We start from the raw sequence: 26,598 nt of genomic DNA, 5'->3' as shown, positions 1-26,598 counted from the left end.
CCGGACGGCATGGCGCATGGCCCGTGGCGCCGCCGTGTCCGCCGTCCTCGCGATCCTCGCCCTGCCGCTGCTGCCGACCGGACAGGCGGCGGCCTCGGCCGCGTACAGCGTGACGATGAAGGGGTACGCCTTCTCGCCCGCGAACCTGTCCGTCCCCGTCGGCTCCACGGTGACCTGGACCAACCAGGACACGGCACCGCACGACGTGAAGACCACCTCCGGCCCGGTCTCGATCCACTCCCCCATGCTCAACAAGGGACAGAGCTGGAGCTTCACGTTCACCACGGCCGGGGCGTACGGCTACTACTGCACCGTCCACCCGAACATGACGGCCGGGATCACGGTCCGCCCGGCGGCACCGGTGGCGCCGGCGCCACCGACGCACGAACACACCGCGGGCACGGGCTCCTCCGGCTCCTCCGGCAGCTCCGGCAGCTCCGGCACCTCCGGCAGCTCGGACGGCTCTGCGACAGGAGGCCGGGCGGCGGCGCCTACGCCGACCCGGACCGCGTCGAGCAGCAAGGCGCCGCCGATGGACATGCCGTCCTCGTCGCCGCCCGCCGCCGCGTCCGGGGCGGCCGCGCCGCAGACGTCCCCGCCGCCGCAGGGACCGCCTGCGGCACAGATGCCCGCGACCCAGCCCACCGCCTCGACCGCCCGCCCCCTGGACCCCCTGCTCGTGCTGACCGGCATCGTCGCCGGAGTCGCGGTGCTGTGTCTGCTGCTGGTCGGTTCCCGGGCCTCGGCGCCCCGGAGGGAGGAGGCGTAGGCCGGCAACCGTGGTTGGTTAACCTGCCCTACAGGTAACCGCGACTTCGAGGAGGAAGTCATGTCGCTCGCCAAGCTGGGCGTCGTCGTCCTGGACTGTCCCGATCCTCTGGCCCTCGCCCGGTTCTACGCCGAGGTGCTCGGCGGCACCGTGGAGGACCAAGGGGAGTGGGTGGACCTCAAACTGCCCGGCGGACAGGCCCTGGCCTTCCAGGCCGCCCCCGAGTACGTACCGCCGAAGTGGCCCGGGCCCGACGGCTCGCAGCAGTTCCACCTGGATCTGGACGTGCCGGACCTGGACGCGGCCGAGAAGGAGGTGCTGGCGCTGGGTGCGAAACCGCTGGACGTCGAGGACCGCTCCCGGACCTTCCGGGTTTACGCGGATCCGGCCGGGCACCCCTTCTGCCTGTGCCGGATCGACCTGGTGTGAGCAAAGGACCGGCGTGCGGAACGGCGTGTGGATCAGCCCGACGTGAGGTCAACCGACGTGGGAATCAACCCGGCGTGGGAATCAGTCCCGCGTGGGAATCAGCCCCACCTGACGATCAACCCGGCGTAAGAAGCAGCTAACCGTCCAGCTCCGCGATCCTCGCCGTGGACGGTTCCCGGCGCTGCTGGGCGGCGCGGGCGGTGAAGTCGGCGCCGCGCAGCACACGTTGGACGTTTCCCCAGGTCAGCAGGGCGAGGTCGGACTCGCTCCAGTCACGCCTGAGCAGTTCGGCGACGAGGTTCGGATAGCAGGAGGCGTCACCGAGTTCCTGCGGGTGGGCGGTGCCGGCGTCGTAGGTGCCGGACAGGCCCACGCACTCCGGGCCCGCGATCGTCCGGACCCGGTCGAGGTGGTCGGCGACATCCCGGACGGTCGCGCCGGTCTGTTCGGCGGTCAGCGGCACCATGCACAACCCCTTCGCGGCGCCCAGCTCGGCGAGCAGGTCGTCGGGGAGGTTGGCCGGATGGGGGCGCAGGGCGCGGGCGGCGGAGCGGGTGCACAGGACCGGCGCCCTGGACACCGCCAGCGCCCGTCGGATGGTCTCCTCGGAGGCGCCGGAGAGGTCCGCGAGCACCCCGAGGCGGTTCATCTCGCGCAGCATCTCCTCGCCGAACCTTGTCAGCCCGGCCTCGCCGGCCCAGGACACCCCGGACAGGGTGAGGACGCGCAGACCGAGGGCGTGCAGGGAACGCAGGATGCCGAGCGAGTCGCCGACGGCGGCGGCTCCGGCGGGGCCGAGCAGTACGGCGATCCGGCCGCAGTTGCGGACGTCGGTGGTCTGGCCGGCGGTGAAGGCCAGACGCAGGCCCTCCGGGTGCGCGCGGACGACCGTCCTGACCAGGTCCAGCTGCTCCAGGGTGGCGCCCACGGCCAGGTCGCCGTCGAGGCTCTCCGGCAGGTGCAGCGACCACAGCAGCGCGCCGACATGGCCCTCACGCAGCCGCGGTACGTCCGTGTCGACGGCGCCCTCGCCGAGCTCCAGGTCGTACCAGGGCCGGTGACGCAGCGCCCAGGGGAGCCCGCTGTAACCGTCGGCGACGGGATGTTCGGCCAGCAGGGCCCGGGCCCGCTCCATCGGCATGCCGTCCGGGTCGATGACGGGGATGTACGGCTCCTCGAAGGGGGCGGGGAGGGCCTCCGTCAGGTCGTCGAGCTCACCGACCTCGGTGGTGGGGTGCAGTTCGTCCTGGAGGTCTGCCATGGCGGGCTCCGTACGTTGTGAGATACGGCGTGAGTGCGAAAACGGGGCGATACGGCGTGCGTGACGTCGTGATCGTCGTCGCGGTCCTCGTCGCGGTCCTCGTCGCGGTCCTCGTCGTGATCGTCATCGCGGCCTGGTCGCGGTCCTCGGGGTGGTCCTCGGGGTGGTCGTCGGGGTGGTTGTCGGGGTGAAGGTCGTCACGGTCCTCGTCGTGATCGTCCTGTTCGCAGTACCGTCACCGTCGCACGGAGCCGCGGCGCCTTCCTGGTGGGCGGGGCGTTCGGGGGACCGATCGGGCACCTTTACGGCTGGATCTTCGTCCTCAAGTACGTGACCCCCCAAAGACCCACCCCCCTCCGCGCCCTCGTGATAGACGCCGATCCCCGCACCCGGCCCCTGACCACCGAGCTGAGCAAGCAGGGCTTCGAGGTGTACGCGGCCAACCGCGGCCGGTTCGCGATACCCGTCGGCCGCTCCACCCGGCCCGACATCGTTGTCCTGGACCTGGCCCTGCCGGACGACGACGGTGTCGAGACGTACGACGGGCTGCGCGCCGCCGGAGTGGACGCGCCGGTGCTGTTCCTCTCCGGCCAGGACGACCCGGAGGCGGAGGCCGCGGTGCGCCGGATGATGACGGAGGCCGACGGCCACGTCACCAAACCGTTCACCCTCGCGCACGCGCTCGCACACCTTCAGGAGTTATTGGCCCGGGAGCTGGCCGACGAGAGCCGGCTGCTGCGCATCGGGAGCCTCACGGTGGACATGGCCCGACGCGCGGTCTGGCGGGACGGCAGCCGCGTGGAGCTGTCGTCACGGGAGCTCGAACTGCTGCGCTATCTCCTGGACAACGCCGGCCAGGTGGTCACGAAGAGGCAGATCCTGGAGCGGGTCTGGGGGGCACCGTTCCGCTCCGGGATCGTGGAGACGTACGTCTACTATCTGCGCCGCAAGCTGCGCGACCAGGACCAGTCGCTGATCCGGACGGTCCGCGGGCTCGGCTACACGATGACGCGCGGCTGACGCCGAGCCCTTCCGCACCTCAGCCGTCGAGCGACTCGATCGTCGCGTTGGACGGCCCGCGCGTTGCCCGGAGGTCCCGGGCCACGTCCTCGGCCGCACCCAGCACCCGTACCGCGTTCTGCCAGGTCAGCTTGGCCAGGTCGGCCGTGTTCCAGCCGCGGTCCAGCAGTTCGGCGATCAGGTTCGGGTAGCCGGAGACGTCGTCGAGACCGTCGGGGGTGAAGGCCGTGCCGTCGTAGTCGCCGCCGATGCCGAGGTGGTCGATGCCGGCGACCTCACGCATGTGGTCCAGGTGGTCGGCGACCGTGGCCACCGTGGCGACCGGGCGCGGGTGCCGCTCTTCGAAGGCACGGTGGACCTTCATCGCCTCGGCGGTGGTGTCGAGGGGGTGGAAGCCGTGGGTGCGCATGTTGTCGTCGGCCTCGGCTGTCCAGTCGACCGCCGCCTGGAGCACGAACTTCGGGACGAACGTCACCATCGCCATGCCGCCGTTGCCGGCCAGCCGCTCCAGGACGTCGTCCGGGATGTTGCGCGGGTGGTCGCAGACGGCCCGCGAGGAGGAGTGGGAGAAGATCACCGGCGCGACCGTGGTGTCCAGCGCGTCCCGCATCGTCGTCGCCGCCACGTGCGAGAGGTCGACGAGCATGCCCTCCCGGTTCATCTCCCGTACGACCTCGCGGCCGAAGGCCGACAGACCGCCGACGCCCGGCTCGTCCGTCGCCGAGTCCGCCCAGTTCACGTTGTCGTTGTGAGTGAGCGTCATGTAGCGCACACCGAGCGTGTACAGGCCGCGCAGGGTGCCCAGGGAGTTGGCGATGGAGTGGCCGCCCTCCGCGCCCATGAGGGAGGCGATACGGCCCTCGGCGCGCGCGGCCTCCATGTCGGCGGCGGTCAGCGCGGCGCGCAGGTCCTGCGGATAGCGTGCCAGCAACTGCCGTACGCAGTCGATCTGTTCCAGGGTCGCCGGCACCGGGTCGGGCAGGTCCGAGCGGACGTAGACCGACCAGTACTGCGCGCCGACCCCGCCCGCGCGCAGCCGGGGGATGTCGGTGTGCAGGTGGGCGTTCTGGGCGGTGGCGATGTCGCGGGCGTCGAGGTCGTAGCGGACCTGTGCGCGCAGCGCCCAGGGGAGGTCGTTGTGGCCGTCGACGACCGGGAACTCGCGCAGAAGTTCCCGGGCTGTCTCCACCGAGCTCACGGAGTTCACGGAGTTCACGGAGTTCATGGCGGTCACTTGCCGAATCCGAAGCCGTTGCCCGATCCCTCGGCCTTGGCGCGCAGCCGTTTGCCCTTCTCGGCGGCCTGGTCGTTCAGGTCCTGCTGGAACTCCCGCATGCGGCCCAGGAGTTCCTCGTCGTGCGTCGCCAGGATGCGGACCGCGAGCAGGCCCGCGTTGCGGGCGCCGGCGACGGAGACCGTGGCGACCGGCACCCCGGCCGGCATCTGCACGATCGACAGCAGCGAGTCCATGCCGTCGAGGTGCTTCAGCGGGACGGGCACGCCGATCACCGGGAGGGGCGTGACCGATGCGAGCATGCCCGGAAGGTGGGCGGCGCCGCCCGCGCCCGCGATGATCGCCTTCAGCCCGCGCTCGGCCGCCCGCTCGCCGTACGTGATCATCTCGCGCGGCATCCGGTGCGCGGAGACGACGTCCACCTCGTACGCGATCTCGAACTCGTCGAGGGCCTGGGCGGCGGCCTCCATGACGGGCCAGTCGGAGTCCGAACCCATCACGATGCCAACAACAGGGCTCATTCGGTGATCGTGCCTCTCAGGTAGCCGGCGGCGTGACGGGCGCGTTCCAGCACGTCGTCCAGGTCGTCGCCGTAGGTGTTGACGTGGCCCACCTTGCGGCCGGGCTTCACGTCCTTGCCGTACATGTGAATCTTCAGCTGGGGGTCGCGGGCCATGCAGTGCAGGTACGCGGAGTACATGTCGGGGTAGTCGCCGCCGAGGACGTTGACCATCACCGTCCACTTCGCGCGCGGTCGCGGGTCGCCGAGCGGGAGGTCGAGGACGGCCCGGACGTGGTTGGCGAACTGGGACGTGATCGCGCCGTCCATCGACCAGTGGCCCGAGTTGTGCGGGCGCATCGCGAGTTCGTTGACGAGGATGCGGCCGTCGGGCGTCTGGAACAGCTCGACGGCGAGGTGACCGACGACGTCCAGTTCCTTGGCGATGGTCAGGGCCAGCGCCTCGGCCTTCAGGGCCAGGGCCCGGTCCAGGCCGGGGGCGGGCGCGATCACCGTGTCGCAGACGCCGTTCACCTGCTGGGACTCGACGACCGGGTAGGCGACGGCCTGGCCGTGAGGCGAGCGCACGACGTTGGCGGCCAGCTCCCGGACGAAGTCGACCTTCTCCTCGGCGAGGACGGGAACGCCCGCGCGGAACGGTTCCTCGGCCTCGGCCACGTTGTTGACGACCCACACGCCCTTGCCGTCGTAACCGCCGCGGACGGTCTTCAGGACGACCGGGAAGCCGTCCCCCTCGGATCCCTCGGATCCCTCTGAACCCCCGGAGCCATCTGAACCCCCGGAGCCCCCGGATCCCCCGGGAAGGCCTTCCGCCGCGAAGGCCGCCACGTCCTGGGGGTCGCTCACGATCCGGTGCCGTGGGCACGGCACCCCGATCGCGTCGAGCCGCGCCCGCATCACGCCCTTGTCCTGGGCGTGCACCAGCGCGTCCGGGCCGGGGCGGACGGGGATGCCCTCCGCCTCCAGCGCCCGGAGGTGCTCGGTGGGTACGTGTTCGTGATCGAAGGTGATCACATCGCACCCGCGCGCGAACTCGCGCAGCGTGTCGAGGTCGCGATAGTCGCCGATGACGACATCGCTCACGACCTGCGCCGCGGAATCCTGGGGGGTGTCACTGAGGAGCTTGAACCTGATGCCGAGCGGGATGCCTGCCTCGTGTGTCATACGAGCGAGCTGGCCCCCGCCGACCATGCCGACTACCGGGAACGTCACGCCCCTAGGGTATCGGCCGCGTCATGGTGGCCGGTTTCCCGTCCCCGAAATCGGTCTTTGCCGACCTGTGAGGCGGTCCAGAGGCGATCACGAACGGGGGGTGGTTAGCATGGTTGGGTTGACGAAACCTACAAGACGGGGGCCTGGAAAGCCATGGAACGTGGTTCTTCGAGGGCCTCTGCGCCGCCGCGCAGTGCGGCACGGCAGCGGATCGACCGGATCCTGCGTGAGGCCGTCAAGTTCGGCGCGGTGGGCGGCGCGGGGGTGCTGGTCAACCTGCTCGTCTTCAACCTGGTCCGGCACTCGACCGACCTCCCGGTCGTGCGGGCGAGTGTCATCGCGACCATCGTGTCCATCGTTTTCAACTATGTCGGCTTCCGGTACTTCACCTACCGGGACCGCGACAAGAGCGGCCGCACCAAGGAACTCACACTGTTCCTGCTGTTCAGCGCGGTCGGCCTGGTGATCGAGAACGGTGTGCTCTACACGGCGACGTACGGCTTCGGCTGGGACAGCCCGGTGCAGAGCAACATCTTCAAGTTCGTCGGCATCGGCGTCGCGACCCTGTTCCGTTTCTGGTCGTACCGCACCTGGGTGTTCAAGGCGCTGCCGGCCAAGGAAGCGGTGGCGAGCGCGGAATCGTTCCTGGCGACGGAAGTGAAGAAGCCCCGGACGAAGCAGCCCCAGCCGTAGCGCCTGCCGTTGGGCGGGTCCGGGGCGTGCCGTCGGGCGTGCGTACGGCTGCCGTAGCGCCTGCCGTTGAGCGGGCCGCAGTGCCTGCCCCGGCCCTCAGCGAACCGTCGGTCCGTCGTCCGGCACCAGCGGCTTCCTCCCCGCCGTACGCGACAGGAACAAGCCAAACACCGGCGGCTGGGTCTGGAGCATCTCCAGGCGGCCCCCGTCGGCCTCCGCGAGGTCCCGGGCCACCGCCAGGCCGATGCCCGTGGAGTTGCGGCCGCTGATCGCCCGCTCGAAGATCCGCGCCCCGAGGTCGGCGGGCACCCCGGGCCCCTCGTCGGTGACCTCGATGACCGCCTGGTTGCCGGTGACGCGGGTGCGCAGCGCCACCGTGCCGCCGCCGTGCATGAGGGAGTTCTCGATCAGCGCGGCCAGCACCTGGGCGACCGCCCCGGGTGTGCCGACCGCCGTCAGGTGACGCTTGCCGGAACTGACGATGGCCCGGCCGACGCTGCGGTAGGCGGGGCGCCACTCGGCGAGCTGCTGCTGGATGACCTCGTCGAGTTCGAAGGTGACGGCGGAGCCGGTGCGCGGGTCGCGGGAGTTCGTCAGCAGCCGCTCGACCACGTCCGTGAGGCGCTCCACCTGGGTCAGCGCCACGTTCGCCTCCTCCTTCACCGTGTCCGGGTCGTCGGTGAGGGTGATCTCCTCCAGCCGCATGGACAGCGCGGTCAGCGGCGTACGGAGCTGGTGGGAGGCGTCGGCGGCGAGCCGGCGTTCCGCGGTGAGCATGCGGGCGATGCGCTCGGCGGAGGAGTCCAGGACGTCGGCGACCCGGTCCAGCTCGGGGACGCCGTACCGCTTGTGCCGGGGGCGCGGGTCGCCCGAGCCGAGGCGTTCGGCGGTCTCCGCGAGGTCGGTGAGCGGGGAGGCGAGCCGGTTGGCCTGGCGGATCGCGAGCAGTACGGCGGCGATCACCGCGAGCAGCGCCACCAGCCCGATGATCAGCAGGGTCCGGCCGACCTCCTTGGTCACCGAGGAGCGGGGCTCCTCGACGAGGACGGTCTCGCCCTCCTCGCCGTCGGCCTCGCCCCGGATGACGTCACCGACCTGCCGGGTGCCGACCTCGATGTCAGGCTCCCCGGGGATCCGGATGACGGCGTACCGTTCCTTCGCGACCTGGCCCCGCAGCACCCTCGCGTCAACGGTCCCGGAGGCGAGCAGCCGGCTGTCCACGATGCTGGCCAGCCGCTGCGCCTCGGAGTCCACCTTCTCCTGGGCACTGGTGGAGATGGTGCGGGTCTCGACGATGACGAGGGACACCCCGAACACCGCGATGACGACGAGCACCACGGCGAGGGTGGACTGGATCAGTCGACGGCGCATGACCTCTTACCTGTGGGACGCCTGCCGGGACGGGTGGGAATCAGCCTGCTCCTGCTCCTGCTCCTGCTCCTGCTCCTGCTCCTGCTCCTGCTCAGCTCCTGCTCTCAGCACCTGCTCTCAGCACCTGCTCAGCACTCGCTCAGCTCTTCTCGAACCGGAAACCGACACCCCGCACCGTGGCGATGTAGCGGGGGTTCGCCGCGTCGTCACCGAGCTTCTTCCGCAGCCACGAGATGTGCATGTCGAGCGTCTTGGTCGACGACCACCATGTGGTGTCCCAGACCTCCCGCATCAGCTGGTCGCGGGTCACGACCCGCCCCGCGTCGCGCACCAGTACCCGCAGCAGGTCGAACTCCTTGGCGGTGAGCTGGAGCTCCTCGTCACCCATCCAGGCGCGGTGCGACTCCACGTCGATCCGCACCCCGTGCGTGGCCGGCGGCTGCGCCGGTTCGGCGGCGCCGCGCCGGAGCAGGGCCCGGACCCGGGCGAGCAGTTCGGCGAGCCGGAAGGGCTTGGTGACGTAGTCGTCGGCGCCCGCGTCGAGGCCGACGACGGTGTCCACCTCGTCGGCGCGCGCGGTGAGGATGAGGATCGGGACGGTGAGGCCTTCGGCACGCAGTCGGCGGGCCACCTCGAGGCCGTCCATGCCGGGCAGGCCCAGGTCGAGCACGACCAGGTCGACGCCGCCCTGCGCTCCGGCGTCGAGCGCGGTGGGTCCGTCCTCACGCACCTCGACCTCGTACCCTTCGCGGCGCAGTGCGCGGGCCAGCGGCTCCGAAATGGACGCGTCGTCCTCGGCGAGCAGTACACGGGTCATGAGGTGATGGTAGTCCGCGCAGGCCAGGAGCTGGGGTGTGATCGCCAGCCGGTCCTTCTTACCTTTCGGCGTACGGGGGTGAACCTGTGCCTGTGGGGTGTGATCCCGTGCAGACCTTGGAAAGGGTGTGTACGGCTCCCTCCTTACCTGTGATTCGCGCCTCAAGTCCTCGATTGCCGCTTCTGTCCTGCCGTATGGTGAATGAACGCCTGTAGCACCGCGGGGACCTTTGGCGAGGATTGACGCCGAAGGTCTCTTCTGTGTGCGGGCCGGTTACCCACCGGCCTCGAAAGGAAAGCCTCCAGCAAGCCCAGCAAGGATCGACCATGGCGTCCAGCCTGACGAAGGACTCGGCGACTCCCGGCACACCCGGTTCCGAGCGGACCTTCTTCGGCCACCCTCGCGGACTGGCCACTCTCTTCATGACCGAAATGTGGGAGCGATTCTCCTACTACGGCATGAAGGCCCTGCTCACCGTCTATCTGCTGTCCGGCGGCCCCGGTGCCGGCAAGGGCAGCATGGGTGGCGGTCTGGCCATGGACGTGGCCACCACCACAGTGATCGTCTCCGTCTATTCGGCGATGGTGTACCTGCTCGCCATGCCCGGCGGCTGGCTCGGTGACCGCGTCTGGGGCCCGCGCAAGACGGTGGCCATCGCCGCCGTCACCATCATGGCCGGCCACCTCGTGCTGGCACTGCCCGGCGGTCAGGCACCGTTCTTCGCGGGCCTGGCGCTGGTGGCGGCCGGTTCGGGTCTGCTCAAGGCCAACATCTCCACGATGGTGGGCCACCTGTACGACGGCCCGAACGACCCGCGCCGCGACGGCGGCTTCACGATCTTCTACATGGGAATCAACGCGGGCGCCTTCTTCGCCCCGCTGGCCATCGGCACGGTCGGCCAGGAGGTCAACTGGCACATCGGCTTCGGCATGGCCGCGGTCGGTATGGCGATCGGTCTCGCCGCGTTCCTGCTCGGCACCCGCAACCTGAGCCCGCGGAGCAGCGTCGTCCCCAAGCCGCTGGCGTCCGAGGAGCGGGCGGCCTGGCTGCGCAAGGGTCTGCTCTGGGTGATGGTGGCGGCCGTCTTCTACGGCGTCGTCGGCTTCACCGGCCACTTCACCCTGAACTGGGCGATGATCCCGCTCACGGTCATCGGTCTGATCGTCCCGGCGGGTGTGCTGCTGCGCATCAAGCGGGACAAGGACCTCTCGGGCACCGAGCAGTCGAAGATGACCGCCTACATCTGGTTCTTCGTCGCGGCCGCCGTGTTCTGGATGATCTACGACCAGGGCGCGTCCACCGTCCAGGCGTTCGGCGAGGGCAAGGCCGCCGGCTCGCTGCTCGGGTTCGACTTCCCGTCCTCCTGGTACCAGTCGCTGAACCCGCTGTTCATCATGGCGCTGGCCCCGGTGTTCGCCTTCGTCTGGGTGTGGCTGAACCGGAAGGGCAGGGAGCCGAGCACCATCGTGAAGTTCGCGATGGGGCTGGTCCTGGTCGGCGTGTCGTTCTTCTTCTTCCTGGTCCCGCTGGGCATGGCGGCGGACGGCACCACGGTCAGCCCGATGTGGCTGGTCGGCATCTACTTCATCCAGACCGTCGGTGAGCTGTGCCTCTCCCCGGTCGGCCTGTCGGTGACGACGAAGATGGCCCCGGCGAAGTACGCCAGCCAGATGATGGGCGTGTGGTTCCTCGCGGTCACCGCGGGCGACTCGGTCACCGGTCTCCTGTCCAACCCGGCCGTCGCGGGCATCGACCTCAGCGGGACCCCCGCGGTGTTCGGCGAGGCGGCCCTCGCCGCTCTCGCCGGGTTCGCGGTGTGGATGTACCGGCGCAAGGTGAAGACGCTGATGGGCGACGTCCACTGAGGCCTGCGGGCCGGGCTGAGCAGAACGGAGGTCGTCGTACCCACGTGGGTACGACGACCTCCGTTCGGTGTGCGATCCTCCAGGCCGGCTGACGCCGGCTACCGTGCCCTGCGGCCCGGCAGGAACGTGAACACCGCGCCGCCCAGCAGCACCGCCGTGCCCGCCACCAGACCCAAAGCCTTCAGTGCGCCGTCGCTCTCCGCGCCGGTCTCGGCCAAGCCGCCGGTCGAGGACGAGCCGCCACTGGAGGACGAGCCGCCCGCGGAACCCGACGCGGAGCCCGATGTGGAACCCGAGCCTCCGGACGCCCCACTGGCCTGCTGCCGCGTGTCCAGCGTGAGCGAGACCTGTGACGTCGTCGGTGTGCACGTCGTGGTCGTGCCGAGGGCCATGACCGTCAGGACACCCGGCGACAGCGTCGTCTCACCGCTCGCCCCCGGTTTGTAGGTGCCGGTCAGGTCCGGGATCTCGATCGGGGCGCCGGACTTGACGGGCGCCGCGTTGACCGGGCCCTCCACATTCACCATGCCCTTGTCCGCGCCGCCCAGGACCACCTGCATCGACGGCTTCACCGCGCCCTTGGGAATGTCGATCGGGCTGTTCATCACCGACTTCTCGAACCGCACGGTCAGATCGAAACTCCCGCCGTTCTTCTTGGCGTTGATCTGCACCGGCGAGGTCGCTTCCTTGTGGCCGATGGGCGTCGTGCAGGCGTACGGCACCTGGACGGCCTTGCCGGTGAAGGTCTGTCCGTCACCGCCGCCGGAACCACCGGTGTCCGTGCCACCGCCCCCGCCGGTCGAGGCGGTCGGTGTCCCCGTCGGCGTGTGCGTCGGGGTCGGGGTGGGTGTCGGCGTCGTACTGCCGGTCGGGTCGGGGGTCCCGCTCGGCGGTGGACTCCCCTCCCCCGCCGTCACCTTGATGGTCGCGGCCGACTGCACGGCCTCCGTGGGCGAGCACTTCGTGTCCGTCGACATGGCGTTGACGACGTACGCGTCCGGCGTCAGCGTCAGCTGCCCGGCCGCGGTCGGCTTCAGGGTGCCCTTCATCTCGGACAACGTCATGGCCCCGCCCTTGGGGATCGCCGGGTTCTCCCGAGGCCCCTGCATCGCCACGTCGGCGGTCTGCGCCCCGGCCACCTTCAACGTCCCCGACGGCTGTACGGAGTTCGCCGGCAGGTCGATGAGGTCGGGGTTCTTCGAGGCGGCCTGCACGAACTTCCAGACCACCGTCACCTCCTCGCCCACCTTCGCGGTGGCCGGTGCGGTGATCTCCACCTTGGTGGTGCCCTGGATCGGGTCGAGCCCGATACCGGCGGGCGGCACGCACTTCGTCGCGTACGCCACCTCCGCGGCCTGGGCGGGCCCCACGGCCACCCCCAGCAAAGCCCCGGCCCCGCCGAGCACCAGCGCGAGACCCGCCGCACTCGCTCCTCTCCGCCTGCCGGCTGGTACGACTCTCCGTCTGCCGACCGGTATGACTCTCCGCCGGTCGGCCGGTATGACTCTCCGTCGTTCGCTCACGTGGGTCCCTTCCTGGTGGGAGTCGTAGGACTCGTCGGACTGTCGTCGTGCGGTGCGGAGAGTCGACCGGCCGCGCCCGGATCTGCGTCCGGGGTGAACCACGGCAGGTTCGAAGCATTCGCTGGGTTCGCCGCGTTCGCCGCGTTCGCCGCGTTCGCCGCGGAGGAGTACGCCCGGCCGTGGGCACTGGAGGTCTTCGACCCCGGCAGGCGCAGGGCGAGTTCGGGCCACCTGACGCCCCGGTGCCGGATCCCGCCCGACCGGCGCGGCCTGACCCGGTCCACCACCGCCATGCCGACCCGGAACACCGCGGCCGGTACGACCAGGCAGACCAGGATCCAGAACAGGGTCACGCCCCAGGGCCGTCCCACACCCCAGGGCTGCTCGGCGAGGACCTTCCCGCCGTACGTGAGGGAGACGGTGTAGTCGCCGTGCGCGCCACCCGTGAGCTCGACGGGCAGCTCGATCCGCGCCTTTCTGCCCGGCTGGACGGTGCCGCGCCACTGCTGTTCCTCCCACTGCGGGGCGAACACGCCGTGGGCGGTGCCGACCTGGAAGACCGGGTCCTTGACGGCGGAGGTGCCGACGTTGCCGACCGTGAGGACGAGCGTGCGGGCGGGCGGCGCCCCGAACCAGGTCAGCAGCCCGTTGGAGCCGTCGAGCCGGGGGTCCGTGAGGACGGACAGGCGTCCGCCGGCCGGTTCGGCGGGCAGTGGCTCGACGGCGTGCCCGGCGACCCGGAAGACCGCGTCGGCCTCGGCCTTCGCGCCGGTCACCGTCGCCACGTGCACCACGCACGGACACGGCACCGGCGGCTCGGCCACCGGCAGCTTCCGGCTGAACCGGCCCTTTCCGTCGGTCGTCACGGCACGTCCGTCCGCGTTGGCGCAGGAACTGGTGCCGCCGACCACCCCCCGGGACGGCACGGCCTGCCCGCAGACCAGGATCATCAGCAACGCCCGTTCCCGCCACCCGCTGCCGGTGACGGTGATCGACCCCCCGGTCCCCGCCTGCGACGTGGACAGCTTCACGCTCGGCTTGTCGGCCGCCGCGGCGATACCCACCCCGGCCGACAGAGGCAGCAGGAGCAGCGCGAGCACCATCGCCAGCCCTGGAATCCGCACCTTCCCGCTCACCGGGTCTCCTTGGAGGATGCCCCGGCTTTCAGACCGGGGAGGAATCGAACCCCTGCGGAGCAGGGCAGAGGACGGGGTTTCGCCTGAAGGGCGAAAGACCGGGCCGGCAGGAGGGCGGTGTCACGCGCTCCGCCGCCCACGAACCGGGCCGGCACCAGGGCGGTGTCACGCGCCTCGCCGCCGGCCATCACCGTCAGCCGGACGTCGACCCGGTTCATGCCGCCAGGTCCGCCGCATCAGCGGTGGGCCGCCTGGTTCCTGCGGGTCAACCACAGTGCGCCGGCCGCGCCCGCGAGCAGCACCGTGCCGCCGAGCGTGCCGAGGGCGACGACGGAGTCCTCGGGACCGGTCTGCGGGAGTGCGGCGCCGGAGTCACCGCCCGAGCCGCCGCCCGAGCCACCACCTGAGCCGCCGCCCGAGCCGTTGCTCCCGGTGCCTCCCGAGGAACTGCCGCCCGCCGCCTTCACGTCCAGGGACAGCGACGGCCGCGGGCTGTTCGTCGGAGTGCAGGTGGTCGTCGTACCCAGAGCCTTGATGGTGAGCACGCCCGCCGTGAAGGTGACCTTGCCGCTCTTCTTCGGGGTGTACGTCCCCGACAGGTCGCTGACCTTGATGGGCGTGTTGGCGGGGATCGGCTCCTGGTTGGCGGGCCCGGTGGCGGTCATCGTCCCGCTGTCGGCGCCGCCGAGCTTCATGGTGGCGCTCGGGTTCATCGCGCCCTTGCCCAGTTCGACCGGGCTGGAGGAGACGCCCTTCTGCCACGACATGGTGAGCTTGTAGCCGGCGCCGCTCTTGACGCCCGTGATGTCGATGGGCGAGACGGCGGTCTTGACCCCGATCGGTGTCTCGCACCGGTAGTTGACGTCGACGACCTCGGCATGGGCTGCGGGGGCGGCCATCAGGACCGCCGAGCCGGCCAGGGCCGCGGCGGACGCGAGCGCGGCGGTCCGTTTCTGGTACGTCCGGTTCGACACTGTCCCCTCATTCCTGCAGGCGTTCCTGCCATCGGCGGTTCCTGACGGCACATCAGATCGGCCGTCAAGGTACGCCCGGGGCCCAGAGGAGGGAAGACAAAGGGAGCGCCGGATCTGTGGTGATCCGGCACGGATGACGTGAGGTACGCAGCGGGTTCGGACCGTGGGTGACGCCCCGCCGCCTCGACGACGCAGCCGCCACGCTCGACAAGGGCTCGGCGACTCATGATCAGCCCTCGGCCGTCAACCCCCTGGGGGGCAGCAGGTCAGATGCGCCAGTAACAGCGGCGCCGAGTTAAGTCGTCCGGCTCCAGGAGGGACTCATGACGGGACTCATGGCAGGGTCACCGGCAAGGCGCATTGCGGGGCTCACGCGGGTGCCCCGAGCTCGGCCCACACCGTCTTGCCCGTGGCTCCGGGGGTGCGCACCACACCCCAGTCCAGGCACAGCCGCTGCACGATGAACATGCCGTGGCCGCCGGGGCTGCCGGCGCGGTGCGGGGTGCGCGGGGACGGCTGGCCGGTGCCCTTGTCGGAGATCTCAAGCCGGATCACCTTGTTGTCGCAGGAGATCCGCAGGTCGTCCGGCCCCTCGGCGTGCAGGCAGGCGTTGGTGACCAGCTCGGAGACGACGAGCAGGACATCCTCGGCTGCGGCCCGCTGGTCGGCGGAGGCGGACGGCAGCCAGCCCCACGCGTACAGCGCCTGGCGAGTGAAGTCGCGGGCGAGTGGGACGACACCGCTCTGCCCGTCGAAGCTCATCTCGCGCACCTGGCGCCCCCCTGACGACACGGCCGCGCCCCCGCCGGACGTCCCGGTCGCGGGCACGCCCCCTTCGGACGCCCCGGAAGCGCCGCTGGGCTCCGGACCCCGGTCGCCCGGCGGATTAGGCCGGGTGATGCTCATCAGCGCTTCACCTCACCGATTCACCAGTTCACGATACTCAACGTCACTATTCAGCCGGTACGACCGATCGGATCCCCGCACCGTCAGTATCGGGTGCCCACACAGTCGGTACGGATGCCTCCTGCCCGGCGCGGCCGGACGAACACCCCTGCATTTCGACACGAAAGGCGAGACGCCCGGAAAGCACCGTTCGTAGAGGGACGGGCGAAGCATCACCCCGACCCGACCCGGCGACTCAACCGGACTTGCCGGACTAGCTGGACTAGCCGGACTAGCCGGACTCGCCCGATTCGCCGGCCAGGGCCGCTGCCAAGGTGTCATGAACAGTGAAGACAGCATCGGCCCCCGTGATCTCGAAGACGCGTGCGACCACGGGCAGCATCGCCGCCAGATGCACCCCACCTCCGGCCGCTTCAGCCTTCAGTCGCGCACCCAGCAGTACGTTCAGCCCGGTGGAGTCACAGAACTCCAGGCGTGAGCAGTCGACCACCAGTCGACTGAATCCTTTGTCGAGGCAGTCATCGAGGGGCTCTCGCAACAGATCGGCGGTGTGGTGATCCAACTCACCCGCCGGGGTCACGACGGCACTGGAGCCCTCTTCCCGCACCTCCACCAGAAGTCGGCCGGACTGTGCGCTGCCGACTGTCCCGCGGTCCATGGCGTCTCTCTCTCCCGACGTCGTGGCTGCTGATGACGCCCCCGAACACTACGCCTTCTCCACACTCTCCGACACCCGAACAATCACACGCAAACGGACATATACCAACAGAACGTACTTGCGGTGAGCTCGGGAAAGCGGGTAGGGCTAGTAGCTACACGTACCCGACACGGCCGGCTTTGGAGGCGCCGCACATCGCAGTGCACGGAACTGGCTTCGGCAGCCTTATGCCGAGAACGATGGAGGACATCATGTCACCCCGGCTCGACGCATCGCATGCCCATGAGGCGACGTCGACATCCCCCCCGGAACACTTGGATCCCATCACGCAGGACGACGTACTCGCCGGGCTTCCGGAGATCCCGCCTTACGACGAGGTGGGGCCGGTGGACGCGCGGGCCCTGTCCAAGACCCTCTTCGCGCGGCTGGAATCCCTGGAAGAAGGCACGCACGCATACTCGTACGTCCGCAACACGCTCGTCGAACTCAACCTCGCCCTGGTCAAGTTTGCCGCCTCCCGCTTCCGCTCCCGCAGTGAGCCGATGGAGGACATCATCCAGGTCGGCACCATCGGCCTGATCAAAGCGATCGACCGCTTCGAACTCAGCCGCGGAGTGGAGTTCCCCACATTCGCGATGCCAACCATCGTCGGCGAGATCAAGCGTTTCTTCCGCGACACCTCCTGGTCCGTGCGCGTCCCACGCCGGCTTCAGGAACTCCGGCTCGACCTGGCCAAGGCTGGTGACGAACTGGCCCAGAAGCTCGACCGCGCACCGACGGTGGGCGAGCTCTCGGAGCGCCTCGGCCTCACGAAGGACGAGGTCGTCGAGGGCATGGCCGCCTCGAACGCGTACACCGCCTCCTCGCTGAACGCCCAGCCGGAGGAGGACGACGCCGAGGGCGCCCTCGCGGACCGTATCGGCTACGAGGACCACGGACTCGAAGGCATCGAGTACGTCGAGTCCCTGAAGCCGCTGATCGCCGAACTTCCCTCCCGGGACCGCACGATCCTGTCCCTGCGCTTCGTCGCGGGCATGACCCAGTCCGAGATCGGCGAGGAACTCGGCATCTCCCAGATGCACGTGTCCCGGCTGCTGTCGCGGACGCTGGTGAAGCTGCGCAAGGGGTTGACCGTCGAGGAGTGACGGCGAGCGCGCAGCCGACGGTGACTGAGCGACCCGGCCCGGTGTGGGCCGGGTCGCAGTTGTTCCCAGGCCTGACGCGCCGATGCCGGCCGTGGTGTCGTGCAGTCGTCCTCCGAGCCCGACTTCTGTCTCGACAGCCGCGGTGACGTGGCCAAGGGGGTCGGTATCCGGTAGTGCGACGCGGTGGACAGCGGCAACGGCACCAACCTCGGGTTCACCGTGGACGACGGCGGCGTGATCCGCCCGGACATCGCCACCGCCACCGCCACCGCGCTCACGCCGGACGGAGACGGCGGCCTGGCGCTGCGCCCGCTGAGCGGGGGCGCGGGGCAGCGGTGGCGGGCAGGGGCGGTGTGAGCCGCCCCTGGCTGCGTGGCCGTACGTCTCAGGATCCCTCGGCGAAGAGTTCCTGCGCTTCGGTGACCTGGAAAGAGCGATCGAACCAGGTGTCGAGCGCGTCCATGTCGGTGGAGGAGAGAACACGGTCACGGACGGAGTCGGAGACATCGATCCGGCGCGACCGGAGAATGCGCAGGATGGCTGCCGCACGCTCCTGAGCACGCCCCTCTTCCCGGCCTTCCTCCCGGCCTTCCTCGCGTACCTGCTCGGCCAGCGGGTGCCGCCAGAAGTACTGGATGCCTGTCACGGCTCAGAAACCTTCACCGAACAGACCCGCCGCGTCGGTGACCTGGAGGGAACGGTCCAGCCAGGTTTCGAGTTCGTCCACGTCGGTGGAGGAGAGGATGCGCTCGCGGACGGAATCGGGGAGGTCGATCTGGCGATTCCGGAGAATGCGAAGGATCGCCTGCGCCGTCCCCGAGGCACGCCCCTCTTCCCGTCCTTCCTCCCGCACCTGCTCGGCCAGCGGGTGCCGCCAGAAGTACTGGATCGCCGTCATCAGGTCCCTCCACATCTGCTGGGCCCGGGGGTCTCCCAGGCATGAGTCGACGAACTGCACGAAGACCGCGGCACTGTCCGCGTCGATGGTCCGCAGGGCCGCGGCCAGGTTTTCCAGTATGGCGGCGGCGTGTGGTCCCCGCCCATGTGTCATCGCCGAAAGCACCGCAAGGGGTACGTCCCGTTCGGCCTCTCGCTCGTCGACGATCACCGGCACGTTGTCCGGCCCCAGGACGAACGGACGTACCGTCAGCGACGGGCACCCCCGCACCCCGAGATGAATGGGCGCCGCCGCCCAGCGGGCCGTCGCACTGTTCTGGGTGATGACGATCAGCACCGGTTCGCAGCGGTACTTCTCGTGCAGGTAGCTGAGGTAGTACGGCCAACTGCCGCGTTTCCTCGCGTCCGGCAGGCCCTGCGATTCGACGACGAGAAGGTAGACCCCGTCGTCGGTCTCCGCCCGCAGCAACGTGTCCACACGTCGCTCGACCGGTTCGATCTCGGTGAGGTCCACGTTCATCGCGGCGAACTCACGCGGCTCGGGGAAGGGGATGCGTAAGACGCTCTGCAGGGCACGGGTCAGCAACGCGGGATCCTTCTGGAAGATCCGGTGCAGCGCCTCGTGTGACGAGCCGACCATCGGCTCTCCTTTCTGTCCGACCTGATCAACGAGCTACACGGCAGCCAAGTCACACCACACGAATTTGCCGCGACTCCCGTGTCTCGACAGCGGCTGCCAGCCCCAGACGTCGGCGCAGGCTTGAATCAGGGCGAGGCCCCTGCCCTCCTCCACGTCCGTGAGGCTCGCCAGGTCACCCGGGGGTTCAGGGGGCTCGGGGCTCGCGTCCCAGGCGCCGATCCGCAGAACGCCCGCCGACCAGAGAACACGGAGGGTCACGGGGCCTTTCGTGTGGAGTACGGCGTTGGCGATCAACTCGGTCGCCAGGAGTTCGGCGGTGTCCGCGAGACGGATCAGGCCGTGCATGGTGAGGACCAGACGGAGGGTGCGGCGGCAGACGGTCACGGCACGGGGGTCGTGCGGGATGGAGAGGGAGTACTCCCAGGGTTCGGTTTCGGGCATGCGTCAGCTCCAGGGGTGGGGTTGGTGGGTGGAGGGCGGAGAACGGTGGCATTGCCGCAGCCGTCATGGCAGGACGGAGTGGTGCGCTTCCGCAGCGTGTACGTCGCGTCACTGACGGTAGGGTAGAAATTCATACCCTTGCAACTGCCTCGCGTAATCTGAACCCGAACGAGGAGTCCCAGAGAGGCAGTTATTCGGATGACCATGCGGAACCAGCCGACCGCGCGACAGGTACGCCTGGGCTCCGAGCTGCGCAAACTGCGAGAAGCCGCCCGCAAATCGGCCAAGGAGCTGGCTGCACTCCTCGGGTCGAGTTCGGCGCACATGAGCCAGATCGAGGCCGGCAGTTCGGGGATCGGCGAGGAACGCCTACGCCGGTTGGCAGCTCACTGCGCCTGCGAGGATGAGAAGTTGATCGACGCCCTCGTGGCCATGGCAGCCGAGCGCACACGCGGCTGGTGGGACGAGTACCGAGGAGTTCTGCCCCAGGTGAACCTGGACGTGGCCGAGGCGGAGCACCATGCGGCATCTCTGCGGGAAGTTGTCATCACGCATGTTCCCGGACTGCTCCAGACCCCGGAGTACGCGCGTGCGGTTTTCAGGTACATGCGTCCGGAACTGACCGAGAGCGAACTAGCGCCCCGGGTGGAGCACCGGATGAGGAGGCGGGCCGTCATCGAGGGTGACAACCCGACCCCGTACGAGACGATCATCCACGAGTTCGCGCTACGTATCCGCGTGGCCGACCGCCAGGCATCCCTCTCTCAACTTCGGCGCATCCTGGCCGAGATCGAGCAGGGGCACGCCGCCGTACGGGTCATCCCAACCGACCAGGACGGCTTCGCCGGGGCCGGCGCCTCGATGATGTACCTGGGCGGTCCGCTGCCCCAACTGGACACCGGGTTCCGCGACACCCCCGGCGGGACCATGTTCATCGACGCCGAACCGCAGTTGAGACGGCTCCGAACACTCTTCCGTAAAGTGGAGAAGGCGTCTCTGGAACCCACGACGTCACGGGACTTCATCCACCAATTGACCAAGGAGTTGTGATGCACGCCATGGACCACACCCTGCGCTGGCAGAAGTCCACGTTCTCGGACGGCGGCGAAGGAAACACCTGCGTCGAACTCGCCGCCACCCCCACCACCCTCCACCTCCGCGAAAGCGACACCCCCGACACGGAACTCACCACCAGCACCGCCCCGTTGGCCCACCTCATACGCGGCGTGAAGTCAGGCCTGTTCCCCGCCTCCACACCCCGCTGACCAGCGGCACGCCCGGCCGGTAGGCCAGGTGCACATGGCTCGGGGCGTCGAGGAGGATCAGGTCGGCGTACGCCCCCGGCGTGAGGCGGCCGATGTCCTCCCGGCGGAGCGCCCGCGCCCCGCCGGCCGTGGCTGACCAGACCGCCTCGTCCGGGGTCATGCCCATGTCCCGTACCGCGAGAGCGATGCAGAACGGCACGGACGAGGTGAAGGACGAGCCCGGGTTGCAGTCGGTGGACAGGGCGACCGTGACGCCGGCGTCCAGGAGACGGCGGGCGTTCGGCCACTGGGCGCGGGTGGAGAACTCGGCGCCGGGGAGCAGCGTGGCGACAGTCGCGCCGCTCGCGAGGGCGTCCACGTCCGCGTCGGTCAGGTGGGTGCAGTGGTCGGCGCTGGCCGCGTCCAGCTCCACAGCCAACTGCACACCGGGGCCGTAGGACAGCTGGTTGGCGTGGATGCGCGGGTGCAGCCCCTTCGCCTTGCCGGCGGAGAGGATCGCTCTCGCCTGGTCGCCGTCGAAGGCGCCGTGCTCGCAGAAGACGTCGATCCAACGGGCGTACGGGGCGCAGGCGTCGAGCATCTCGCCGGTGACGAGGGCGACGTACGCGGCGGGGTCGTCGGCGTGGTCGGGGGAGACGATGTGGGCGCCGAGGTAGGTGACCTCGTCGGTGTGGGCGGATGCGATGCGCAGGGCACGGGCCTCGTCGGCGACGGTCAGGCCGTAGCCGGACTTGGTCTCGAAGGTGGTCGTGCCCTGGCGGAGGGCTTCGGCGAGGTAGCGGGTGAGGTTGGCCTCCAGTTCGGCGTCCGTCGCCGCTCGGGTCGCCGCGACCGTCGTACGGATGCCGCCCGCGCTGTACGGGCGCCCGGACATCCGGGCGTTGAACTCCTGCGTGCGGTCGCCCGCGAAGACCAGGTGGGAGTGCGAGTCGACGAAGCCGGGCAGGACCGCCCGGCCGCCGGCGTCGACCCGATTGTCAGTGGCGGGTGCTTTGCTTGATTCACCGGTCCACACGATGCGGTCGCCGTCGATGACGACGGCCGCGTCCTGGATCAGTCCGAGAGCGGAACCGTCACCGAGGGAGGGGTCGTTGGTGACCAGCGTGGCGATGTTGGTGATGACAGTGCTGCTGCTCATGGTGTCCTCGTGGGGGCGGGCTCGGGCGTCGGTGGATTTCAGGAGCGCAGGGCTTCGACGGCGTCCGCCAGCGCCTGCGGCACATCCGGTACGAGCGTGTGCGCCCCGTCGCGTACGACGTGCCGTCCGCCCACGATCGTGTGCCGTACGTCCGCCGCGGTCGCCGCGAATACGGCCGTCTCGGCGCCGAGTCTGGGCACTGGCCCCGCTGTCCTGACGGAGTCGAGCGCGATCGTCGTGAGGTCGGCGAGCGCGCCGGGCTCGATGGTGCCCGCATCGTCCCAGCCGAGGGCGGCGTGACCGTCGGCGGAGGCGGCTCGCAGCAGCGCGGCGGCGGTCCAGTGGCCGCGGGTGCGGGTGCGTAGGCGCTCGTTCAGCTCCATCGCGCGCGCCTCTTCGAGCAGGTCGATGACGGCGTGGCTGTCGGAGCCGAGGGAGAGCGGGGAGCCCGCCCGCTGGAGGGCCACCGCCGGGCCGATGCCGTCGGCGAGGTCGCGCTCGGTGGTGGGGCACATACAGGTGCCGGTGCCGGAGCGGCCGAGCAGGGCGATGTCCTCGTCGGTGAGGTGCGTGTTGTGGACACCCGTGGTGCGCGGCCCGAGGACGCCGTGGTCGGCGAGGAGCTGGGTGGGCGTGCACCCGTGAGTGGCACGGCAGGCGTCGTTCTCGGCGGTCTGCTCGGACAGGTGCACGTGGAGGGGGGTCCGCCGCTGCTCGGCCCACCGTGCCACGGTCGCCAACTGGCCCGCGGGCACGGCCCGTACGGAGTGGATCGCCGCGCCGATCCGTGCGTGATCCCGATCCTTGAGAACTGAACAGCGTTCGGCCCAGGCGTCCGCGCTGCCGTCGGAGAAGCGGAGCTGGTGGGTGTTGGGCGGCTGTCCGAAGCCGGAGGAGAGGTAGGCGGTGTCGAGGAGGGTGATGCGGACACCGGCGTCGGCGGCGGCCTGGATCAGGGCCTCACCCATCGCGTTCGGGTCGGCGTAGGGGGTGCCGCCCGGGGCGTGGTGCACGTAGTGGAACTCGCCGACGGCGGTGACGCCGGCCAGGGCCATCTCGGCATACACGGCCCGGGCGAGCCCGAGGTAGGTCTCGGGGGTCAGCTGGTCGGCGAACGAGTACATGAGCTCGCGCCAGGTCCAGAAGGTGCCGGAGCCGACCTGGACGGTGGAGCGCAGGGCGCGGTGGAAGGCGTGCGAGTGCGCGTTCGCGAGGCCGGGGAGGGTGAGGCCGCGCAGGATCTCGGCGCCGGGGGGCGGGGCGGGGGTGTCGGTCCGGACTGCGGTGATGCGGCCGTCCGCCGTGTCCAGGACCACGCCCGGCTCGACGTGGGTGTCGAGCCAAGCGTGCTCCAGCCAGTACGTGCGCGGCGGCTGGGTGTGCCGGTCCGGTTGGGTGCGCTGGCCCGGCTGGGTGTGCCGGTCAGCCTGGGTGCGCTGGTCCGGCGGGGTGTGCCGGTTCGGCTGGGTCGGCGTCTGCTCGGTCGGCGTCACCTGCAGGCCAGTCCTTCCAGTACGTCGGTGAGTGCGAGCACTCCGGCCACGCAGTCGTCCTCGGTGGCGGACTCGGCCGGGGAGTGCGAGACGCCGGTGGGGTTGCGTACGAACAGCATGGCGGTCGGGATGCGTCCGGAGAGGATCCCGGCGTCGTGTCCGGCGCCCGTGCCGAGGACGGGGACCGTGAGGTCGGTGTCCGTGCCCAGGATGCGGGCGAGTTCGTCGCGCAGGGCGTGGTCGAACTCGACGACCGGCGTGAAGGACTCGCGGACGATGTCGAGATCGACGCCGTGTTCCTGGGCGTAGGCGCGGGCCGCCTGCTCGATTCCGCCGACCACGGTGTCGAGGGACTCCTGGTCGGCGGCGCGGGAGTCGAGCCAGCCGCGTACCAGGGAGGGGATGGCGTTGACGGCGTTGGGCTCGACGGCGAGCTTGCCGAAGGTGGCGACGGCACCGGCGAGCTGGGCCTCGCGGCGGGCGGCGAGCACGGTCTCCGCGTACGGCAGCATGGGATCCCGCCGGTCGACGAGCCGTGTCGTACCCGCGTGGTTGGCCTCGCCGCCGAAGTCGAACCGCCAGCGCCCGTGCGGCCAGATGGCGCTCGCGATGCCGACCCGGTCGCCGCTGAGGTCGAGCGCCCGTCCCTGCTCGACGTGCAGTTCGACGAAGGCACCGATCCGGTCGAGTCGCTCCGGGTCCGGTCCGAGGGCGTCGGGGTCGTGTCCGGCGGCCTCCATGGCGCGCGGCAGGGTCACCCCGTCCCCGTCGGTCAGTTTGTGCGCCTGCTCGACGGTGAGCTGACCGGAGGTGAGCCGGGACCCGACGCAGGCGAGCCCGAACCGGGCGCCCTCCTCGTCACCGAAGTTGACGAGCGCGAGGGGCTTGGCGAACGTGACGCCCCGCGCGCGCAGTTCGTCGAGGGCGGCGAAGGAGGACACGACACCGAGGGGCCCGTCGAAGGCCCCGCCGTCGGGCACGGAGTCGAGATGCGACCCGGTGACGACAGCGTCCCCGTCGGCGGGATTCCCGAGCCAGGCCCACTGGTTCCCGTTCCGGTCGAGCTCGTAGGCCAGCCCACGGGACTCGGCCTGTGCCTTGAACCAGGCCCGGCATTCGGTGTCGGCGGCGGTCCAGGCGTAGCGGCGGTAGCCGCCGGAGTCACGGTGACGGCCGAGGGGGTGCAGCTCACGCCACATCTCGTGGAAGGAGGTGCCCTGGATCACCGTCACGCGTCGTCACCCTCGCGCATGGGAATCCGCACGCCGCGCTCGTCGGCGGCCGTCTCCGCGATGTCGTACCCGGCGTCCACGTGCCGGATGACGCCCATGCCCGGGTCGTTGGTCAGCACCCGGCGGACCTTCTCGCCGGCCAGCTTCGTACCGTCGGCCACCGTCACCTGGCCGGCGTGGATGGACCGCCCCATGCCCACTCCGCCTCCGTGGTGGATCGACACCCACGACGCACCCGACGCCACGTTCACCATCGCGTTCAGCAACGGCCAGTCGGCGATCGCGTCGGAGCCGTCGAGCATGGCTTCGGTCTCTCGGTAGGGGGAGGCAACCGATCCGGAGTCGAGGTGGTCGCGGCCGATCACCAGCGGTGCCGCCAGTTCGCCGCTCGCGACCATGTCGTTGAACCGCTCGCCGGCCTTGTCCCGCTCGCCGTAGCCGAGCCAGCAGATCCGGGCGGGCAGGCCCTGGAAGTGGACCCGCTCCCCCGCCATCTTGATCCAGCGGTGCAGGGACTCGTTCTCGGGGAAGAGGTCGAGGATCGCCTTGTCCGTCTTGTGGATGTCGGAGGCCTCGCCCGACAGCGCCGCCCAGCGGAAGGGGCCCTTGCCCTCGCAGAAGAGCGGGCGGATGTAGGCGGGGACGAAGCCGGGGAAGGCGAACGCCCGCTCATACCCGGCGAGTTGGGCCTCGCCGCGGATCGAGTTGCCGTAGTCGAAGACCTCCGCGCCGGCGTCCATGAAGCCGACCATCGCCTCGACGTGCCGGGCCATGGACTCGCGGGCGCGGGTCGTGAAGCCCGCCGGGTCCTTGGTCGCGTAGGACGCCATGTCGTCGAAGTCGACGCCCACGGGGAGGTACGCCAGCGGGTCGTGGGCCGAGGTCTGGTCGGTCACGATGTCGATGGGGGCGCCCTCGGCGAGCATGCGCGGGAGCAGCTCGGCCGCGTTGCCCAGGAGGCCGATGGAGAGCGGGCGGCGGGCGTCACGGGCCTCGACGGCGAGCTGGAGGGCGTGCTCCAGGGAGTCGGCCTTCACGTCGAGGTAGCGGTGCTCGATACGGCGTTCGATGGCACGGGGGTCGCAGTCGATGCAGATCGCGACGCCGTCGTTCATGGTCACGGCGAGCGGCTGGGCGCCGCCCATGCCGCCGAGGCCGGCGGTGAGGGTGATCGTGCCGGCGAGGGTGCCGTCGAACTTCTTGGCGGCGACGGCGGCGAAGGTCTCGTAGGTGCCCTGGAGGATGCCCTGGGTGCCGATGTAGATCCAGGAGCCGGCGGTCATCTGACCGTACATGGTCAGGCCGAGAGCCTCCAGGCGGCGGAACTCCTCCCAGTTGGCCCAGTCGCCGACCAGGTTGGAGTTGGCGATGAGGACGCGCGGGGCCCACTCGTGGGTCTGCATGACACCGACGGGCCGGCCGGACTGGACCAGCATCGTCTCGTCCTGCTTCAGGGTTCGCAGCGTGCGGACCATCGCGTCGAAGGAGCGCCAGTCCCGGGCCGCCTTGCCCGTGCCGCCGTAGACGACGAGCTTGTCGGGGTGCTCGGCGACCTCCGGATCGAGGTTGTTCTGCAGCATCCGCAGCGCGGCTTCCTGCTGCCATCCCAGGGCGCTCAGTTCCGTACCGCGCGACGCTCGTACGGGGCGGGGTCCTGACATGGTCTGCCTCCTAGCGGACTGTTGCTTCTCTTATTCACATCCTGACGCTCTGAATAGAGCTAGTCAATACATGAGGGCTTCGGCATCGGTGCTCCTTGGGTGTTTGGCTGGATGTACAGGCGCAGACACCGACCCGACGGGGGATGTTGTGAGCAACGCCGACGAGAGGCATGTGCGCGAGGGTGACGGGGGGCGAACCGCCCGCGGGAACGAGGCGGTGAGCAACGGCGACGGAGAGCGGGCCACCCGCAGGAACGAGGCGGTGAGCAACGGCGACGGAGAGCGGGCCACCCGCAGG

The 26,598-nt window shown here is 70.2% G+C and carries 29 protein-coding genes; 10 read left to right on the top strand and 19 right to left on the bottom strand.

Features of this window, described 5'->3' with window-relative positions:
• Positions 1-16 precede the first annotated feature (16 nt).
• Both M2271_RS29265 and M2271_RS29260 read left to right on the top strand, forming a co-directional pair.
• On the top strand, positions 17-769 hold the full coding sequence (locus M2271_RS29265) for a cupredoxin family copper-binding protein (protein WP_280890366.1): 753 nt from the start codon (positions 17-19) through the stop codon (positions 767-769).
• A gap of 60 nt (positions 770-829) precedes the next feature.
• On the top strand, positions 830-1,198 hold the full coding sequence (locus tag M2271_RS29260; protein WP_280890365.1) for a VOC family protein: 369 nt from the start codon (positions 830-832) through the stop codon (positions 1,196-1,198).
• Positions 1,199-1,334: 136 nt separating this feature from the next.
• Here the strand turns inward: M2271_RS29260 and M2271_RS29255 are convergent, their stop codons facing one another.
• Complete coding sequence (locus M2271_RS29255) at positions 1,335-2,459, bottom strand: dipeptidase (RefSeq protein WP_280890364.1); 1,125 nt, start codon at positions 2,457-2,459, stop codon at positions 1,335-1,337.
• Between the two features lie 56 nt (positions 2,460-2,515).
• On the opposite strand from M2271_RS29255, the gene M2271_RS29250 reads away from it, so the two are divergent.
• Both M2271_RS29250 and M2271_RS29245 read left to right on the top strand, forming a co-directional pair.
• Positions 2,516-2,650 carry a hypothetical protein gene (locus M2271_RS29250; protein ID WP_280890363.1) on the top strand — a complete coding sequence of 45 codons (135 nt, stop codon included), beginning with the start codon at positions 2,516-2,518 and terminating at the stop codon, positions 2,648-2,650.
• A gap of 139 nt (positions 2,651-2,789) precedes the next feature.
• The gene (locus M2271_RS29245; RefSeq protein WP_280890362.1) at positions 2,790-3,479 is read left to right on the top strand and encodes a response regulator transcription factor; all 690 of its coding nucleotides are present in this window, start codon (positions 2,790-2,792) and stop codon (positions 3,477-3,479) included.
• A 19-nt stretch (positions 3,480-3,498) separates the two neighbouring features.
• Here M2271_RS29245 and M2271_RS29240 read toward each other — a convergent pair whose 3' ends face one another.
• From M2271_RS29240 to M2271_RS29230, 3 genes are read right to left on the bottom strand one after another with little or no spacing between them, the layout of a single operon-like run.
• Positions 3,499-4,704 (bottom strand): dipeptidase, encoded by a 1,206-nt coding sequence (locus tag M2271_RS29240; RefSeq protein WP_280890406.1) that lies wholly within the window; start codon positions 4,702-4,704, stop codon positions 3,499-3,501.
• A 5-nt stretch (positions 4,705-4,709) separates the two neighbouring features.
• Entirely contained in the window at positions 4,710-5,234 is a 525-nt protein-coding gene (purE, locus tag M2271_RS29235) for a 5-(carboxyamino)imidazole ribonucleotide mutase (protein ID WP_280890361.1), read from the bottom strand.
• A complete protein-coding gene (locus M2271_RS29230; RefSeq protein ID WP_280890360.1) occupies positions 5,231-6,445 on the bottom strand; it encodes a 5-(carboxyamino)imidazole ribonucleotide synthase in 1,215 nt (404 codons plus the stop codon). The genes purE and M2271_RS29230 overlap by 4 nt, the downstream gene beginning before the upstream one ends.
• A gap of 153 nt (positions 6,446-6,598) precedes the next feature.
• Between M2271_RS29230 and M2271_RS29225 the strand changes: the two genes are divergently transcribed.
• On the top strand, positions 6,599-7,138 hold the full coding sequence (locus M2271_RS29225; RefSeq protein ID WP_280890359.1) for a GtrA family protein: 540 nt from the start codon (positions 6,599-6,601) through the stop codon (positions 7,136-7,138).
• A gap of 96 nt (positions 7,139-7,234) precedes the next feature.
• Here M2271_RS29225 and M2271_RS29220 read toward each other — a convergent pair whose 3' ends face one another.
• Both M2271_RS29220 and M2271_RS29215 read right to left on the bottom strand, forming a co-directional pair.
• Entirely contained in the window at positions 7,235-8,509 is a 1,275-nt protein-coding gene (locus M2271_RS29220) for an ATP-binding protein (RefSeq protein WP_280890358.1), read from the bottom strand.
• A gap of 139 nt (positions 8,510-8,648) precedes the next feature.
• Entirely contained in the window at positions 8,649-9,326 is a 678-nt protein-coding gene (locus tag M2271_RS29215; protein WP_280890357.1) for a response regulator transcription factor, read from the bottom strand.
• Positions 9,327-9,652: 326 nt separating this feature from the next.
• On the opposite strand from M2271_RS29215, the gene M2271_RS29210 reads away from it, so the two are divergent.
• The gene (locus tag M2271_RS29210; RefSeq protein ID WP_280890356.1) at positions 9,653-11,191 is read left to right on the top strand and encodes an oligopeptide:H+ symporter; all 1,539 of its coding nucleotides are present in this window, start codon (positions 9,653-9,655) and stop codon (positions 11,189-11,191) included.
• Positions 11,192-11,289: 98 nt separating this feature from the next.
• Here M2271_RS29210 and M2271_RS29205 read toward each other — a convergent pair whose 3' ends face one another.
• From M2271_RS29205 to M2271_RS29180, 6 genes are all read right to left on the bottom strand, one after another.
• Positions 11,290-12,597: a hypothetical protein gene (locus tag M2271_RS29205; protein ID WP_280890355.1), complete on the bottom strand. Its 1,308-nt coding sequence runs from the start codon at positions 12,595-12,597 to the stop codon at positions 11,290-11,292.
• A gap of 113 nt (positions 12,598-12,710) precedes the next feature.
• Positions 12,711-13,850, bottom strand: coding sequence for a hypothetical protein (locus M2271_RS29200; protein WP_280890353.1), 1,140 nt, complete (start codon positions 13,848-13,850; stop codon positions 12,711-12,713).
• Positions 13,847-14,068, bottom strand: a complete 222-nt coding sequence (locus tag M2271_RS29195) for a hypothetical protein (protein ID WP_280890352.1) — start codon at positions 14,066-14,068, stop codon at positions 13,847-13,849. The genes M2271_RS29200 and M2271_RS29195 overlap by 4 nt, the downstream gene beginning before the upstream one ends.
• An 18-nt stretch (positions 14,069-14,086) precedes the next feature.
• Complete coding sequence (locus M2271_RS29190; protein WP_280890351.1) at positions 14,087-14,824, bottom strand: LPXTG cell wall anchor domain-containing protein; 738 nt, start codon at positions 14,822-14,824, stop codon at positions 14,087-14,089.
• A gap of 369 nt (positions 14,825-15,193) precedes the next feature.
• On the bottom strand, positions 15,194-15,730 hold the full coding sequence (locus tag M2271_RS29185; protein WP_280890349.1) for an ATP-binding protein: 537 nt from the start codon (positions 15,728-15,730) through the stop codon (positions 15,194-15,196).
• Between the two features lie 271 nt (positions 15,731-16,001).
• Positions 16,002-16,388, bottom strand: coding sequence for an STAS domain-containing protein (locus tag M2271_RS29180; protein WP_280890348.1), 387 nt, complete (start codon positions 16,386-16,388; stop codon positions 16,002-16,004).
• A 239-nt stretch (positions 16,389-16,627) separates the two neighbouring features.
• Here M2271_RS29180 and M2271_RS29175 point away from each other — a divergent pair, with 239 nt between their 5' ends.
• Positions 16,628-17,533: an RNA polymerase sigma factor SigF gene (locus M2271_RS29175; RefSeq protein WP_280890347.1), complete on the top strand. Its 906-nt coding sequence runs from the start codon at positions 16,628-16,630 to the stop codon at positions 17,531-17,533.
• Positions 17,534-17,716: 183 nt separating this feature from the next.
• A complete protein-coding gene (locus M2271_RS42595; RefSeq protein ID WP_348539198.1) occupies positions 17,717-17,890 on the top strand; it encodes a hypothetical protein in 174 nt (57 codons plus the stop codon).
• Positions 17,891-17,918: 28 nt separating this feature from the next.
• Here M2271_RS42595 and M2271_RS29165 read toward each other — a convergent pair whose 3' ends face one another.
• The 3 genes from M2271_RS29165 to M2271_RS29155 are packed head-to-tail and all read right to left on the bottom strand — an operon-like array spanning position 17,919 to position 19,511.
• A complete protein-coding gene (locus M2271_RS29165) occupies positions 17,919-18,179 on the bottom strand; it encodes a hypothetical protein (RefSeq protein WP_280890346.1) in 261 nt (86 codons plus the stop codon).
• Positions 18,180-18,182: 3 nt separating this feature from the next.
• Positions 18,183-19,070 carry a hypothetical protein gene (locus M2271_RS29160; protein ID WP_280890345.1) on the bottom strand — a complete coding sequence of 296 codons (888 nt, stop codon included), beginning with the start codon at positions 19,068-19,070 and terminating at the stop codon, positions 18,183-18,185.
• 33 nt (positions 19,071-19,103) lie between these two features.
• A complete protein-coding gene (locus M2271_RS29155) occupies positions 19,104-19,511 on the bottom strand; it encodes an ATP-binding protein (protein ID WP_280890344.1) in 408 nt (135 codons plus the stop codon).
• Between the two features lie 198 nt (positions 19,512-19,709).
• Between M2271_RS29155 and M2271_RS29150 the strand changes: the two genes are divergently transcribed.
• Both M2271_RS29150 and M2271_RS29145 read left to right on the top strand, forming a co-directional pair.
• On the top strand, positions 19,710-20,561 hold the full coding sequence (locus M2271_RS29150) for a helix-turn-helix transcriptional regulator (protein WP_280890343.1): 852 nt from the start codon (positions 19,710-19,712) through the stop codon (positions 20,559-20,561).
• An 8-nt stretch (positions 20,562-20,569) separates the two neighbouring features.
• Complete coding sequence (locus M2271_RS29145) at positions 20,570-20,776, top strand: DUF397 domain-containing protein (RefSeq protein WP_280890405.1); 207 nt, start codon at positions 20,570-20,572, stop codon at positions 20,774-20,776.
• Here M2271_RS29145 and hutI read toward each other — a convergent pair.
• The 4 genes from hutI to hutU all read right to left on the bottom strand — a co-directional run bounded on the left by hutI (position 20,727) and on the right by hutU (position 26,300).
• A complete protein-coding gene (hutI, locus tag M2271_RS29140) occupies positions 20,727-21,914 on the bottom strand; it encodes an imidazolonepropionase (RefSeq protein ID WP_280890341.1) in 1,188 nt (395 codons plus the stop codon). The genes M2271_RS29145 and hutI overlap by 50 nt on opposite strands.
• Before the next feature lie 38 nt (positions 21,915-21,952).
• On the bottom strand, positions 21,953-23,269 hold the full coding sequence (locus tag M2271_RS29135; RefSeq protein WP_280890404.1) for a formimidoylglutamate deiminase: 1,317 nt from the start codon (positions 23,267-23,269) through the stop codon (positions 21,953-21,955).
• Between the two features lie 134 nt (positions 23,270-23,403).
• Positions 23,404-24,639 carry an allantoate amidohydrolase gene (locus M2271_RS29130; protein WP_280890340.1) on the bottom strand — a complete coding sequence of 412 codons (1,236 nt, stop codon included), beginning with the start codon at positions 24,637-24,639 and terminating at the stop codon, positions 23,404-23,406.
• A complete protein-coding gene (hutU, locus tag M2271_RS29125) occupies positions 24,636-26,300 on the bottom strand; it encodes a urocanate hydratase (protein WP_280890339.1) in 1,665 nt (554 codons plus the stop codon). The genes M2271_RS29130 and hutU overlap by 4 nt, the downstream gene beginning before the upstream one ends.
• Between the last annotated feature and the right edge of the window lie 298 nt (positions 26,301-26,598).

Origin of the sequence: Streptomyces sp. LBL (assembly GCF_029893585.1) — a bacterium.
In the GTDB taxonomy this organism is placed as follows: domain Bacteria; phylum Actinomycetota; class Actinomycetes; order Streptomycetales; family Streptomycetaceae; genus Streptomyces.
The sequence above is the reverse complement of the archived record's forward strand: the minus strand, read 5'-3'. Positions and strand labels throughout refer to the sequence as shown.